This is a genomic window from Companilactobacillus jidongensis (genome assembly GCF_003946575.1).
Taxonomy (GTDB): domain Bacteria; phylum Bacillota; class Bacilli; order Lactobacillales; family Lactobacillaceae; genus Companilactobacillus; species Companilactobacillus jidongensis.
Window position 1 is genome coordinate 115,755 of record NZ_RHOP01000001.1, and the last position, 14,767, is coordinate 130,521.

Here is a 14,767-nt window from a genome sequence, read left to right on the forward strand (position 1 = left end):
TTACGTGAATGTGACAACGGTTTCACTACCTAGATAATGAAAAAGTACAAATATTATTGAATCCGACTATTTCAAGAGCCTGTCGCGCGTGCATCATTGTGCGCCCTGTAGTATAAATATCATCCAAAATCAGAACCTTACTTTTTCTTGATATATCAAGGTCATCTGACTGAAAATAAAAGGTCTGCGGCGTTTGAAGTCTTTCATAGCGGTTCTTTTGAGCCTGAGGCTTATCGGCATCAAGCTTGACCAACATTGGCGTTAAGTCAAATATTTGGTGGTACATTTTCCATACCGGATCGAAACCTCGTACCTGTAAATGCCCATTGCTTGCAGGAATATACGTAATTATATCGAATTTATTCTTTTGGGACCAATTATGTAAATCTTTAGAAAACAACTCTGCTAATAAGATATCGCCATACCTTTTATAGTTTTTAAAATAACTATGTATGAATTGATTATACTCAAACAGCGCCTGATGACAATTGATAATTTGATATTTTTCTTCCCACGATCGACAATCTTGACAAATGCTTTCATTATTTTTTTTATAACATCTCATACAACCATCCCTTGAATTTAATGGTTCCAATTGATTACGACATTGTTGACAAATTTTATCACGAATTATTTTATCAAAACCAAACAATTCTTTTAATGTCCAATCATTGATTATTGAACCACCACAGAATAAACATTTCATATTTTTGCTTGCCGATTCAAATAATGTATTTCAGAACATGCATGCTTGATCTGCCGATTATAGCTTTGATAATAAAAATGAACCTCATCATCAAAATACTTTTTGTCTCGGCCAGCACGACCAGCTATTTGAATCAAAGCAGTCTTAGAAAACTCATTAGCATCTGCATCAATGACTATTACTGTTATATGCTTAAAAGTAACGCCACGTTCTAAAATAGTCGTGGTCAATATTGCCTGGACCTCACCATTTCTAAATTGTGCAACTTTGTCCAAGCGAGCATCATCTTTTGAACTTACATCTACAAATGTCAAATTTGGAAACAATAATCTTAAATTATCCGCAAACTCCAACATTTGAGGAATTTTCGGAAAAAACAGCATAAATCTTTCTCCATTTTTAATCATCTGTTTTATTTTCCATTTCAATCTGATATTTATTTTTTTGTAATTACTCGGTCGAAATAACATATGACACACGGGCTCAGGTAATGGATGCGTGTGAAATCTTTGATATAATTTAGAGATAGTAATACTTTTACTTTCGACCTTCTTCAGGAGTTCTTTTGGTGGTGTTGCTGATAAATAAAGTGTGTTACCGATTGGTTTTACGGATTTTTGAATAGCCATATTTAACATTTTACTCCCTGCCAAGGGATATGAATCAACCTCATCAACTACCAATATGTCAAACGCTTGTTCAAACTTTACTAATTGATGAACTGTTGCCAGTACGATCTGGGTCAATGAATATGGAGTTTCGCTTCGACCATGAAACAATCCAATGCTAACTTCCGGAAAAGCTGCCTGGATTCGAGGATACAATTCAATGCAAACATCAATTCTGGGTGAACAGATAGCAATTCGCTTCCCCTGAGCAACGGCCTTGTTGATCATTGGAAAAATCATTTCCGTCTTGCCTGCTCCAGTTACAGCCCACACTAAATGATCTGTATGTGTATCAAAAGCCGTTATTAGCTCTTCAGCGGCTTTTTGTTGCATTGCCGTTAATGTACCATTCCACTTAATTGAATCGGTTAAACATGGCAAAACAACCTCTGATGGTGAAATAATCAGTTCATCCCCTTGAGTTATTCGACCAAGGTTTATACAACTTCGACAATAGACCATTTTTGATTTACTATTCTTAATATCAATTGTCATTAAACATCGCTGACATTTTCGATCAATTATTGCCGGTTTTCTTTTACCGCCGATACTAATTAAAAATTCAATCTCTGCCTGAGACAATTCCGCCGAGTTAAATATTCGACCACCTAAATACGCTTTTATATTTTCCATATACTAAATTACGAGAGGAAGTTAAATTTCTTTGCAAAATTACAAAACAATTGCCAAAAGTGGCAGTTTCGAAAAAGACATTAAAAAATCTCGCTTCATAGCCCATATTGCTCAGACGTTCTCTGAAAATGAAGCAAACGAATTCATTCAACAGATTCGTGACCAAGAATCGAGTGCAACTCATAACTGCACCGCCTTTATCGTCTTAGAAAATGTCGAAATTGAACGAATGTCCGATGATGGTGAACCTAGCGGAACTGCTGGTTCCCCAATTCTAAATGTTCTTCAACAAAATAATTTAAAAAATGTCACGGCCGTAGTTACCAGATATTTCGGTGGCATCAAGCTTGGTGCTGGAGGATTGATTCGTGCATATTCCTCAACCACCGCCGATGCCATCAAAGAAATTGGCTTAGTCGAGAATCGACTACAACAAGGCTATAATCTAACGATTCCGTACCATTTGTATGATAAGTTCGAAAATTATGCCAAGAACAAAAAAATTATATTAGAAAACAAGGCTTTTTCGACTGACGTAACCTGCGAAGTATCCTTGGACTTAGACAATCATGAAGACATTATTCAGGACATAACTAACCAATTTCAAAACCAAATTCAGTTTGCAGAAACAAATCAAGTTTATAAACAAGTTGCAATTTAAACAGCTAAAAAGGGAATGCCATCAAAACGGCATTCCCTTTATTTTAATCTTTCTTTTCTAATCGCTTAACAAACTTCTGAATCGCTCGCAGCAAAGGCTGTCGATTATCACCGATCAAACCAATCGATTCAACGAACAACTCAAGTCCAAATAGTACCCCAATCGTTAATAACACGCTGCCCCACAAACTTGATAGTGGGTATAGTAATGAAATAAACGCGAAAACTAAGGATAAACCATAGATGACTAAAACTGTTTGTCTATGTGACAATCCCAATTGCATCAATCGATGGTGCAAGTGATGCTTATCAGCTTGTGTAATTGGCTTCTTATTCAAGAATCTTCTCAACATTGCATAAACAGTATCAGTAATTGGTACACCCAAGATAACTACTGGAATCAGCATAGTGACGAACGTAACATTCTTTAATCCCTTGAGCGAGAATACAGCCATCATGAAGCCGATGAACAACGCTCCGGTATCTCCTAAGAAGATACTAGCCGGATGGAAATTATGCGGCAGGAAGCCTAATAGCGATGCCACTAGGGCAAAGATCCAGATTGATACATATACGTTAGTTGTATTCAAGAAAAAGTAACCAACGATTCCCATTGTGAATAAGGCAATTATTGAAACACCTGTCGCCAATCCGTCTAATCCATCAATTAGATTAACCGCATTAGTGATTGCTAAGATCCAAATAATTGTGATTGGGAAACTCCACCAACCCAAATTGAATGTCCCCAAGAACGGTATAACAACTTCATTCATCTTGATGCCAGCAAGGAAGTAAATCACACATGCAGCTGCGAAGATACCTGCCATTTTTGCTTTTGGAGATAATTCTCTAATATCATCGATAATACCAGTCAGAATAATTATGCATTCAGCTAAGAAAACACTGAATAATTCATGACTCGGAAATTGATTCCGTAACAATACAAAAGTCGAAAATGTAAAAGCAATAAAAATAGCCATTCCACCCATTGTAGGCATTGGCTTCTTATTCACACGACGCGCATTGGGATTATCAACAGCACCCAAAATGTAAGCAAGTTTAATTACAAAGGGAGTTATTACCGCTGACAATATCATTGTCAAAAACAAATATACAATTACATTAAACATACATGGATTACCCCCGAAACTCACTTTCTCATAATATTTCAATTATACAATAATTGAGTTCAATACTAAAACTTAATTAAAAAAAGACCGCAACTCATTACAAGTCACGACCCCCCTTTGCTTACAAGTAACTACTTAGCAAGCTCAACTTTTCTAACCTCACGTACAACTGTAACTTTAATATGTCCAGGATACTCAAGGTTCTCTTCGATTTCATTCTTAATGTCACGTGAAAGAATTGCTGCTTGATCATCGGAAATTTGTTCTGGTTTAACCATAACACGAATCTCATGACCGGCTTGAATAGCATAACAATGATCAACACCATCATGCTTATTCGCAATTTCTTCTAGTTTTTCTAGACGGTGAATATAATTCTCCATCGACTCTGATCTTGCACCAGGTCTTGCGGCTGAAATTGCATCAGCTGCAGCAACGATAGTAGCAATCAGAGATGTTGGTTCAACATCCCCATGGTGCGAAGCAATTGTGTTAATAACTGTTTCTGGTTCTTTATATTTAGTTGCGATATCCACACCTATTTCTACGTGCGAACCGTCAACTTCACGATCTATAGCTTTACCTATATCGTGTAATAAACCTGCTCGTTTTGCCATCATAACATCTTCACCCAACTCCGCTGCCATTATGGCGGATAATTTAGCAACTTCGATTGAGTGACTCAAAACATTTTGACCATAACTTGTACGATACTGCATACGACCGATAATCTTGATCAAATCCGGATTAATGGAACTGATACCCAAACTATAAATAGTCTGTTCACCAATTTCACGGATATGATCATCCATTTCTTTTCTAGCTTTATCAACCATTTCTTCGATACGAGCTGGATGAATTCGTCCATCTTCGATCAACTTCTCCAAAGCCATACGAGCAACTTCTCTTCTAATTGGATCATATCCACTCAGAGCAACTGCTTCCGGAGTATCATCGATAATCAAATCAATCCCTGTTAGGGCCTCGATCGTACGGATATTTCTACCTTCTCGACCAATAATTCTACCCTTCATGTCTTCGTTTGGTAATGAAACGGTTGTAACGGTTGATTCAGATACGGTATCGGCAGCACTTCTTTGAATAGCAGCAACAATCAATTCTTTTGCTTCTTTACCAGCATATTGTTTTGCTTGTTCATTACTGTCATTAATCATCGTAGCACGTTCATGTGTTAACTCTTTATTCAAATCTCCTAGAATAATCTTTCTCGCTTGATCACGAGTCAAATTACTTACTCTAGTTAATTCCGCCTTTTGTTCTTCAAGAGTTGCAGTCAATTGTTTGTCTTTTTCGTCAAGCTTATGTTGACTAGCAGCAATATGGTTCTCGTTCTTTTCGATATTTTCCTCACGTTTTTCAAGCGATTGGTCTTTTCGATCCAAAATATCTTGACGTTCAAGGGCACGATTCTCTTGTTTCTGAACATCTTTACGACGTTCCTTCAAATCATTCTCTTGCTCTTCACGATACTTATGAATTTCATCTTTTGCTTCAAGTAGCGTTTCTTTTTTCAAAGATTTAGCTGCTTTGTTAGCATTATCAACGATATCATCAGCTGTTTGTTTAGCTTGCGAAAGTTTTTTTTCATAGGCATCTTTACAGAATGCATATCCGAAGAAGATACCCACAATTAATGTTATTAACGCGAAAGAGAAGGTTACGATAGCATGATACATGCCATCACCTCCAAATCGGTAATTATTTATTTGTTTGTAAAAGCAATTATTACAGAATTTTTACATACAACGTTTATATTATAGAATAAATATCCCCTGTCAACCAAATAAAAAGCAAAAAAGAGACCTATTTGGTCTCTTTTTCTTCTGAAGTACCCAAATCTAGTTCTGTACTAGCGTTTTTGGACTCATCTTTTTTGTCAGTTTTTGAGTTTTTGTCATCAGAATCTTTTTCTTTTGAATCTTTTCCCTCAAGTTCTTTCTTTTCTTCTTCAGCTTTACCATCCATATTGTAAGCATCACGAACTAGCTGACGAATCTCGGCCATCTTTTCAGGGTTTTCTGCCAAGAATGTCTTAGCATTCTCACGACCCTGTCCAATACGTTCATCGTTATATGAATACCATGAACCAGCTTTGTTGATAATGTCCTTCTCAACGGCCATATCAACTAATTCACCAGTTTGTGAGATACCCTTACCATACATGATATCAACTAAAGCAACCTTGAATGGTGGAGCAACCTTATTCTTAACAACTTTGATCTTAGTTCTATTACCAATAACATCAGATCCATCTTTGATCTGTTCAGCACGACGAACCTCAAGTCTAATAGTTGAATAAAACTTCAAAGCACGACCACCAGGAGTTGTTTCTGGGTTACCAAACATAATACCGACTTTTTCACGAATCTGATTAATAAATAAAGCAATGGTCTTAGTTTTATTGATTGAACCAGATAGTTTACGCAAGGCTTGTGACATTAATCGAGCTTGCAAACCAACGTGGGCATCACCCATGTCACCTTCGATTTCGGCACGTGGTACCAAGGCAGCAACTGAATCGACAACAACGATATCAACCGCACCACTGGATACCAAGGCATCAGCAATCTCTAATCCTTGTTCACCAGTATCTGGTTGAGATAATAACAGGTCGTCAATATTAACACCTAATGCTGTGGCGTATGCAGGATCCATCGCATTTTCAGCATCGATGTAGGCGGCAGTTCCGCCTTCTTTTTGTACTTGAGCAACGGCGTGAAGCGCTACTGTAGTCTTACCAGAACTTTCAGGTCCATAGATTTCAACGATTCTACCACGTGGAAATCCACCTACACCTAAAGCATTATCTAATGCTAAAGAACCAGTTGATACAGTCGAAATTTGGGTATTCAAATCATCACCCATACGCATAATGGCACCTTTACCAAAATCCTTCTCGATTTTCTTTAAGGCAACATCTAATGCTTTTTGTCGTTCATCTTTAGCCAAATTGTTTTCCTCCTAATGCATTCATCATTAGTATCTTATTAGTAATTATTCAAAAAAGCAAGAAAAAAGCGAACAAATGTTTGTAATAAAAAATAATTATTGATGAATGAGTCTTTGTACGAGGACGAATGCTGTAATAACGGATTTTAATCGTACTGCCCGTCTTGATCCTTCAAAATGAAATTCTCTCGCTACACCAGAATCTTCCGTCTTATCGTAAACACCAATAAAGACGGTTCCAACCGGACTACCTTCAAGTGGATCAGGTCCAGCCACACCGGTCAAACCCACGCCAATGTCGGAGCCAATTATCTTAGAAGTATTCTCAGCCATTGCCTGCGCAACAGTGGAACTGACGACCGTATACTTCTCAATAATATCAGCATCAATATGCAGCAATTGTGACTTAACTTCATCAGAATAGGTCACAAAACCACCTTCAAATATCTTTGAAGCTCCAGGGACATCAGCAATAGCTGATTGAAACATCCCTGCAGTCAAACTCTCGGCAGCTGAGATACTTAAATTAAGTTCCTGAAGCTTCTTAACCGTATCTTCAGGAATCTGCTTATAATAATCCGAAATACCTGATTCAAAGTCAGCAGCTTCGATCATTTCACGAAATTGAGCAAAAGTTTTTACGTTTTCCATTGTCCTCACTTCTAAATTACGTTTTATTTTTTGAAAAGGTCTTTAGATTGGATGAAATAATCTGCACCAGAGTACAAAGTAAAGAATAAGCAGATGTATAAGAAGATTTCACCAATTGGAATATTGATAGCTGAGAAGAAAATATTGTGTAGTAGTAAGAAGATAATTGCAAACATCTGCGTTGTTGTTTTGATCTTACCAGGCATTTGGGCAGCCATAACAGTACCACCTTGCTCTAGAACTAACATTCTTAAACCTGTAACAGCTAACTCACGACAAACGATAATGGCAACTACCCAAGCTGGAGCCATTTTTAATTCTACTAAAAAGACAAAAGCTGTCATAACTAACATTTTGTCGGCTAATGGATCAGCGAACTTACCGAAATTGGAAACAAGGTGATTGGCACGAGCAATTTTACCATCTGCCAAATCAGTTAATGATGCCACGATGAATACGACCGTTGCCCAAACATGACTAACAGGAATCAAGTCATTGGCAACGTACAAGTCACCCATTCCCGTCCAGTTAAATGCCAATAAGATAATAAAGATAGGGATCAAGATAATACGGAACATAGTAAGTTTATTTGGTAAATTCCATTCCATTTTTAGATTTCCTCCGATTTTTTACAAAATAAAATGAGGCTGGACACAAAGTCACAACCTCATTATTTTAACAGGCTGGGACAAATAGTTTAAGCCTCTTTATTTTTTCTTAAATAATTACTCAACATTAAATGTCAATGTTTGAACAATTGAACTGCCATCACTAACACTGCTCAAATCAACTGACTTCCCACCAATCGATACCTCAGTATTGTTGATGTTACCTGTTTGAATTGAGAAGGTTGAAGTGCTGCTTGTGATCTTAGTTGTCTTCTTATCACCAGAACTCAAAGCTTGCTGCCAAGTTGTATTTGAACCTTCCTGGAACTGAATCCAAGCTTGTCCATTCTTAGCTGTAACAACCACGTTAGTACCACTTGAAGGTAAGTTCTTAACTGTATAAGTGCCTGATGTACTTGATTCTTTAACAGATAATGTTGTTGAACTCTTCTTAGCAGTTGACTTAGTTGTTGATTTCTTAGTTGAAGTTGACTTCTTAGTATCTGAACTCTTCTTAGCAGTTTGTTCAGTATTATCCTTAGGAATAGTTACTGATGACGCACTTTGATTCTTGTGAACCATACCAAATGCAATAACAGCAATAATTACGATTACAATAATTCCCACGATGATTTGTGGAATATAGTTACCTAAGTTAGAGAAGAATGAACTTGATTCTTCCTTGATAGATCTAGTATTGTTTTCTTCACTTTGGACTGGTTCTTTTGGTTGAGAGTCAGGAATCTCTGACTTGTATTCTTCCAAAAGATCGTCACTGGAAATACCTACAGCATCTGAGTATTGTTTGATAAATGCTCGAACATAAAAGTCACCTGGTAAATGATCAAATTGTCCTTCTTCTATCGCAATCAAATATCTCTTTTGAATCTTAGTGACTTGTTGTAAGTCATCAATTGTATATCCTTTTTTTATACGTGCATTTCTTAATTTTTGGCCAATTTCGTCCATTATTTACCACCGATTAACTAATTTTTCTAAGTATAACATATATTATTACTGAACTACTAGCGACGTTATAACAACCATCCACCAGCAAAATAAATCGTTTGTCCCGTCAAGTAATTGGACTTAATATTGACTAAATAACTGACCAAGTCAGCTATCTCATCAGGATTTGCCAATCTATCTGCAGGAATTTCTTCTTTGATACTTTCCAAATCTTCTGATGAAAATTCAGCATTCATTTTGGTGTTTACAGCACCAGGAGCAACCACATTAACTGAGATACCTAGCGACGCCACTTCCTTAGCATACGCATCTGCGAACGATGTCATAGCGCCCTTGACAGTACTATAAACAACTTCCATTGCTGAACCGATCTTACCATAGATAGAACCGATAAAGACCACTCGGCCATGATGTGTCAGAGCTAACTTATCTTGTAACGCCTTGAGTATCAAAATTGGCAGCTTGATATGGATCTTCCACAACGCATCGATCTCTGCTTCCTCAATATCTACTAATAACTTGTAGAAGGTATTGCCTTGAGCAAATACAATGGCATCTAAGCCAAAAATCTGTTCAGTCAAAGTCTCTACCTTGTCCGTTTCCATATCGAATTGAACAGGAATGAAATCTTGATGCAGATACTTCTCAGCTAACTCTGATTGCAGATCAGCAATTCGTTCACGATTCTTGTTGTAATGAAGATACAGTGACCAGCCCTTTTCAGCCAGTGCTCGAGCCGTACTCGCACCGATGTCACCGGAACTTCCCATAACTAATGCATACATAAAATACTTCCTATTTTGGCAAAATATTGTAGTAGGTACAATTATCATCTGTGACAAATTGTTCAGCCACTCGTAAAACATCATCGTAACTAATTGAATCGATCAATGAAACCAATCGCAAATAATCAACATTATAGAAGTACAATTCTGCCATTTGATTAGCAATCGCATCTGGAGAATTCTGAGCGAACAAGTATGAGCCAATAGCATCACGTTTGATACGTTCAAATCTCTTTTCGTCTAAGACATCTTTTAGTTCATTGAATGACAAGTGTTTTTTCAAATATTCTTGGAATTTCTCAGGATAATTTGTTGACCCACTTACAATGATAAAGCAATAGTTGTTTTCTGCAACAACATTATAAGAAAAACTATCATCAATTATGTTTAAATTACTCATTTTTTCATAATTGTCTGAAGCTTCGCCAATCAACGTTTCCATAATCATATTCAATTCAAATTGTAATTTAACCAATTCTGGCAAAGATACATCCGCATTTATTCTAATTCCATAAGCTGAACGTCCTTGAGTGATCTCCATTGATTCATGACCACCAGTACCGATTGGCTCAAACACTTGTTTAGGAATTGGTTTGAGTTCAGGAACCTCATGGAAATTAGAATTTCCAACAATATTTTCAATTTTTTTGAAGTCAACATCACCAACAATGACTAAATCCATATTATCCGGACGATAATTTTGTCGATAAGTATCTAGCAGATTGTCTTTATTGATGTGTTGAAGTGATTCGCTCGTACCGGCGATGTCTTGAGAAATGGGATCATTAGGATAAAGCTGACCTAGTATACGTTGTTCCAAGACCCATTCTGGCATATCCAAATACATTTGAATTTCTTGATCGATAATACCACGTTCAGAAGCAACGTTTTCTTCAGTGAAATGTGGATTCTGAACTAGATCCAATAAAACTTTTAAATTTTCGTATGGCTTATCTAGAGTCTGAAACAAATATGCTGTCTTAGTATAACTAGTATAAGCATTGGAATTAGCACCATACTCAGCAAATTTTTCAGATACATCATAGCCTGGTTTAGCGAATAATTTGTGCTCGATGAAATGAGCGATACCGGCTGGCAATTCGCCATTGCGAGTATTAACTGATCCAAAATCGGTCATCGCTAACCCATAAACTTGATTATAGCCCGGCAATGGAACAACTTCGATCTCATAACCATTCGGTAATTTTTTAGAATATTTTTGTAATTTGTCGGCCATTCTACTCTCCTAATCTCCAATAAGTCGATACTGTGCAATCGCACTCATATCTTGTGCAACTGTAACAATGTGTTTCCGATCCATTTTATTTAATTCACCTTTGAACTGTTCATCATTTAATAATGACTTAGAATAAACAGTTTCCCAGATACTTCGCATAATATAGTGTTGGATCGAATCAGACGATATTTCACGACGAGTGTCGAGAACTTTTTTGGCATGTTCGATTTGATCATCACTGAATTTGTCATTCTTCACAAAGTCGATTTGCTTATTGATTAAATCAATTGCCTGTTCAATCGTCTTAGCGTCAAGTCCAGCTTGAATCGTAACTAGATGATTTATCGGTTGATAAGAGCTAGAAACAGAATAAGCAAGACTGTTTTTCTCACGAACTTGTAGGAATAATTGTGATTGATCATCCCCGCCAAGAATCAAATTCATTGCTTGTGGTGCTAAACGACTGACATCTTGATCAATTTTTTTAGTCAAATAAGCTAATGCCAAACGACTCTGGTTCAAATGCTTATGTTCTTCCTTTTTGGCCGGAGATTCAACTAATTCATCAAATTTGTCAAAATGAATTTTTAGATCATGTCTACTGCCGTCAATATTATCAGCAAACATACTATTCATAAATATTTTTTCAAATTCGCCTTCATCCACATCTCCAACGACATTAACAATGATGGCGTCATTTTTGATAACGTCAATGTAATGCTTATATAATTCTTTGTTCGTCAGCTTATCCAGTTGATCAATGTTTCCAAAAATAGGAATCTGACGATCTGGATTATTCTGATACAACAAACTTGTCAGACCTAAAATACTTACTAAGTCCTGATTATCACCAACCGATGCCAAGTTAGACATTAAATTACGTTTTTCAGTATCAAATGCCGTATTATCAAACTCGCCTTGGCTCTGTAAATTAGGTTGAAATACTATTTCACCTAGTAACTTCAAGTTCTCTTCTAATTGGTTGATATCATGTAGCAAAAACTTAGGATCAGCGAATTCAACACTGAATGCTAAGTCATTGAAGTTCAATAGATTACGTGTATAAACGTTGATCTCTGAACCGTACAATTCCATTTCACGATCGTTCAAAGCCTTGAACGTTGGATAATGTTTAGTTGAATTGGACAACACATTTGCCAACAAGCGGCGTTTGGTCGTTTCATCCTTAGACAAAGGCCTTAGAAAATCGATTTGAATCTTAATAGTACGGAACTTCTTAATAGGATTAACATTTAGTACAACATTGTTTGCGATTGACTTTCTCAATTTTTCACCTGTTTTTCTTTAATTGCATCTAATTGTTCTTGAGTTAATAAAACTTTACGAGGCTTGCTGCCTTCAGATGGTCCTACGATGCCTTTTTCTTCCATTTCATCGACCATACGTGCGGCTCGATTGTAACCGATTTGGAAACGACGTTGCAACATCGATACGCTGGCTGACTGTTGTTGCACAATCATGCTGACAGCATCATCCCAATATTCATCATTTGGTTTATCATCCTTAGAGTTCTTTTCTTCAATATCAGTGGGAATCATATCTTCATCGTATTCGGCTTGTTGTTGCTCACTGACGAACTTAACGACGTTCTCAACTTCATTCTCTGAAATAAACGCTCCTTGTAAACGAACTGGCTTACTCTTTCCAATTGGTTGAAATAACATATCTCCTCGTCCAAGCAATTTTTCAGCCCCAACTGAATCTAGGATAGTTCTTGAATCAACACCACTGGAAACAGCGAATGCCATTCTTGATGGGATGTTGGCTTTGATCAAGCCAGTAATGACATCAACTGACGGACGCTGAGTGGCAATGATGATATGTAGTCCAGCAGCACGCGCCATCTGAGCTAATCGAACAATTGCGGCTTCAACTTCATGGCCAGCTACCATCATCAAATCTGACAACTCATCAACGATAACAACAATAAACGGTAATCGTTCCATTTTTTCATCAGCTTTAGCAGTCTTATTGAATTCATCAACATCAGCGTTATATTCACCAATATTACGATGATTTGTTGAAGCAAACAACTTGTAACGACGTTCCATTTCAGTTACGGCTTTTTGTAAGGCTCCAGCTGCACGTCTAGCGTCAGTTACAACCGGAATAAGCAAATGTGGGATACCGTTATAGACATTCAGTTCAACCATCTTAGGATCGATCAGGATCAACTTAACTTCACTCGGCTTGGCCTTCATCAAGATACCAGTAATAATAGTATTAATAGCAACTGACTTACCACTACCAGTTGAACCAGCAATAAGCAAATGGGGCATCTTAGTTATGTTGATCTCAATAATATTACCAGAAACATCCTTACCCAATGGCACAATTAACGGATGCGTCTTATCTTGTTGGTTCTCAGTAATATCTCTGAACGAGACCGTTGAAATCGCCTTGTTCGGAACTTCAATACCAACAAATGATTTACCAGGTATCGGCGCTTCAATACGAATATCTTTGGCGGCCAAAGCCAGCGCCAGATCATCGGCTAAATTAACGATCTTACTTACCTTGACTCCCACGGCCGGTTGAACTTCGTACTTAGTAATCGTAGGTCCAAGGCTGGCCTTCTTGACCTCAACATTGACACCAAAACTCTTAAAAGTTTGTTTTAGTTTATCTTTATTTTCATCAATAAGTTTAACTTCACCGCTTTGATCAACTTGTGGTACTTGCTTCAACAAGTCTGACGGTGGCAATTTATAATCGTCATCATCAACATTTCTCGAACTAACCGGCGTTGGAAGGTCTTTTTTATCGGTATTATCGATGCCATAAGGTTTTGACATAATCTGTGCAGATCCATTTTTCTCTGGTTCAACATGCGACGGTTCCACCGGTGGTGCAGGCGTTGGCATATCGATTTGAAAATCTGCTTCGTCCTTTTGTTGTTCATCATTATTTTTGGCGAAACTATTAACATCTCTAAATCGATCATCATCACGTTGTGATTTTTTAGATGCAGATGCTGTTGGCTGAGCTATATCTTGGGCTGCCTTCTTGTCTTTACGTTCGTCAACATAATTACTATATCGACCTGACAAGGCCTCTTTAACAGAAACAAATCCATGTTTGACGTGCACGAGAATATTAGTTGTTGCTACAGCAACTTGCTTCATCGTTACTCCAAATAACATCATTATCCCAATAATGATAATGACCGCAGTAATAAAATAAGTCCCCCAAGTTGAGAATAATGGCATAAATATACTATACAAATAAGATCCGATCATCCCTCCACCGACTGACTTATCAACGGTAAAGTTCGCCATATCAGCTGACAAAGTATTCCAAGTTATCATGTTGTAATTGTGATATAACTCAATTTTTGAAAACATTATTATATGTAGTATTACTAGTGTTCCTAAATAAGTAAATAAGAATCCAAAGTTACGTTTGGGCGTCATAACGGGTAATCTGCCAGTTGCAATCAGAAAGGCTCCGGCAAATATACTGATGATCAACATAACTGGATAACTGTCCCCGACAAAGATTCGATAAATATTATCAAAAAAGTTACCAATGATTCCAAACTTAAATAGACCTAAGACTGACAGTACGATCAGCAATAAGCCCAAAACGGATCTAATTAATCTACTATCGTTAGTTTTCTTTTTAGTAGTTTTCCTAGTACTTTTAGTCGTACTTTTTCTAGTTCTTTTTGTAGGCGTTGATTTTGCCCTTGTCTTTGCCATATAAACCTCACACAATTCTTGTTAATCA

General features: G+C 37.1%; 13 protein-coding genes. 1 reads left to right on the forward strand and 12 read right to left on the reverse strand.

Going from position 1 to position 14,767, the window contains the following annotated elements; all coding sequences use genetic code 11:
- Positions 1-25: 25 nt before the first annotated feature.
- Positions 26-706 (reverse strand): ComF family protein, encoded by a 681-nt coding sequence (locus EKM68_RS00510; protein ID WP_125587717.1) that lies wholly within the window; start codon positions 704-706, stop codon positions 26-28.
- On the reverse strand, positions 703-2,007 hold the full coding sequence (locus EKM68_RS00515) for a helicase-related protein (RefSeq protein ID WP_125587718.1): 1,305 nt from the start codon (positions 2,005-2,007) through the stop codon (positions 703-705). The genes EKM68_RS00510 and EKM68_RS00515 overlap by 4 nt, the downstream gene beginning before the upstream one ends.
- Positions 2,008-2,038: 31 nt before the next feature.
- Here EKM68_RS00515 and EKM68_RS00520 point away from each other — a divergent pair, with 31 nt between their 5' ends.
- Positions 2,039-2,668, forward strand: coding sequence for a YigZ family protein (locus EKM68_RS00520; RefSeq protein ID WP_125587719.1), 630 nt, complete (start codon positions 2,039-2,041; stop codon positions 2,666-2,668).
- A gap of 43 nt (positions 2,669-2,711) precedes the next feature.
- Here the strand turns inward: EKM68_RS00520 and EKM68_RS00525 are convergent, their stop codons facing one another.
- The 10 genes from EKM68_RS00525 to EKM68_RS00570 all read right to left on the reverse strand — a co-directional run bounded on the left by EKM68_RS00525 (position 2,712) and on the right by EKM68_RS00570 (position 14,739).
- Positions 2,712-3,797, reverse strand: coding sequence for a glycosyltransferase family 4 protein (locus EKM68_RS00525; protein ID WP_125587720.1), 1,086 nt, complete (start codon positions 3,795-3,797; stop codon positions 2,712-2,714).
- 131 nt (positions 3,798-3,928) lie between these two features.
- Positions 3,929-5,494 carry a ribonuclease Y gene (gene rny / locus EKM68_RS00530; protein WP_125587721.1) on the reverse strand — a complete coding sequence of 522 codons (1,566 nt, stop codon included), beginning with the start codon at positions 5,492-5,494 and terminating at the stop codon, positions 3,929-3,931.
- Between the two features lie 127 nt (positions 5,495-5,621).
- A complete protein-coding gene (gene recA, locus EKM68_RS00535; protein ID WP_125587722.1) occupies positions 5,622-6,767 on the reverse strand; it encodes a recombinase RecA in 1,146 nt (381 codons plus the stop codon).
- 96 nt (positions 6,768-6,863) lie between these two features.
- Positions 6,864-7,418, reverse strand: a complete 555-nt coding sequence (locus EKM68_RS00540) for a nicotinamide-nucleotide amidohydrolase family protein (RefSeq protein ID WP_125587723.1) — start codon at positions 7,416-7,418, stop codon at positions 6,864-6,866.
- 23 nt (positions 7,419-7,441) lie between these two features.
- Positions 7,442-8,026 (reverse strand): CDP-diacylglycerol--glycerol-3-phosphate 3-phosphatidyltransferase, encoded by a 585-nt coding sequence (pgsA, locus tag EKM68_RS00545; RefSeq protein ID WP_125587724.1) that lies wholly within the window; start codon positions 8,024-8,026, stop codon positions 7,442-7,444.
- A 117-nt stretch (positions 8,027-8,143) separates the two neighbouring features.
- The gene (locus EKM68_RS00550; protein ID WP_125587725.1) at positions 8,144-8,995 is read right to left on the reverse strand and encodes a helix-turn-helix domain-containing protein; all 852 of its coding nucleotides are present in this window, start codon (positions 8,993-8,995) and stop codon (positions 8,144-8,146) included.
- Between the two features lie 65 nt (positions 8,996-9,060).
- Positions 9,061-9,780 carry an elongation factor P 5-aminopentanone reductase gene (gene ymfI, locus EKM68_RS00555; protein ID WP_125587726.1) on the reverse strand — a complete coding sequence of 240 codons (720 nt, stop codon included), beginning with the start codon at positions 9,778-9,780 and terminating at the stop codon, positions 9,061-9,063.
- Positions 9,781-9,790: 10 nt separating this feature from the next.
- Positions 9,791-11,017 (reverse strand): EF-P 5-aminopentanol modification-associated protein YfmH, encoded by a 1,227-nt coding sequence (gene yfmH / locus EKM68_RS00560; protein ID WP_125587727.1) that lies wholly within the window; start codon positions 11,015-11,017, stop codon positions 9,791-9,793.
- A 9-nt stretch (positions 11,018-11,026) separates the two neighbouring features.
- Positions 11,027-12,304, reverse strand: coding sequence for an EF-P 5-aminopentanol modification-associated protein YfmF (gene yfmF / locus EKM68_RS00565; RefSeq protein ID WP_125587728.1), 1,278 nt, complete (start codon positions 12,302-12,304; stop codon positions 11,027-11,029).
- Positions 12,301-14,739 (reverse strand): DNA translocase FtsK, encoded by a 2,439-nt coding sequence (locus tag EKM68_RS00570; protein ID WP_125587729.1) that lies wholly within the window; start codon positions 14,737-14,739, stop codon positions 12,301-12,303. The genes yfmF and EKM68_RS00570 overlap by 4 nt, the downstream gene beginning before the upstream one ends.
- Positions 14,740-14,767 lie beyond the last annotated feature (28 nt).

Excerpts from the sequence above, each read along its gene's own strand:
- EKM68_RS00510 (WP_125587717.1), bottom strand. The coding sequence starts at position 706 with ATGAAATGTTTATTCTGTGGTGGTTCAATAATCAATGATTGGACATTA.
- EKM68_RS00515 (WP_125587718.1), bottom strand. The coding sequence starts at position 2,007 with ATGGAAAATATAAAAGCGTATTTAGGTGGTCGAATATTTAACTCGGCG.
- EKM68_RS00525 (WP_125587720.1), bottom strand. The coding sequence starts at position 3,797 with ATGTTTAATGTAATTGTATATTTGTTTTTGACAATGATATTGTCAGCG.
- rny (WP_125587721.1), bottom strand. The coding sequence starts at position 5,494 with ATGTATCATGCTATCGTAACCTTCTCTTTCGCGTTAATAACATTAATT.
- EKM68_RS00540 (WP_125587723.1), bottom strand. The coding sequence starts at position 7,418 with ATGGAAAACGTAAAAACTTTTGCTCAATTTCGTGAAATGATCGAAGCT.
- pgsA (WP_125587724.1), bottom strand. The coding sequence starts at position 8,026 with ATGGAATGGAATTTACCAAATAAACTTACTATGTTCCGTATTATCTTG.
- EKM68_RS00550 (WP_125587725.1), bottom strand. The coding sequence starts at position 8,995 with ATGGACGAAATTGGCCAAAAATTAAGAAATGCACGTATAAAAAAAGGA.
- ymfI (WP_125587726.1), bottom strand. The coding sequence starts at position 9,780 with ATGTATGCATTAGTTATGGGAAGTTCCGGTGACATCGGTGCGAGTACG.
- yfmH (WP_125587727.1), bottom strand. The coding sequence starts at position 11,017 with ATGGCCGACAAATTACAAAAATATTCTAAAAAATTACCGAATGGTTAT.
- EKM68_RS00570 (WP_125587729.1), bottom strand. The coding sequence starts at position 14,739 with ATGGCAAAGACAAGGGCAAAATCAACGCCTACAAAAAGAACTAGAAAA.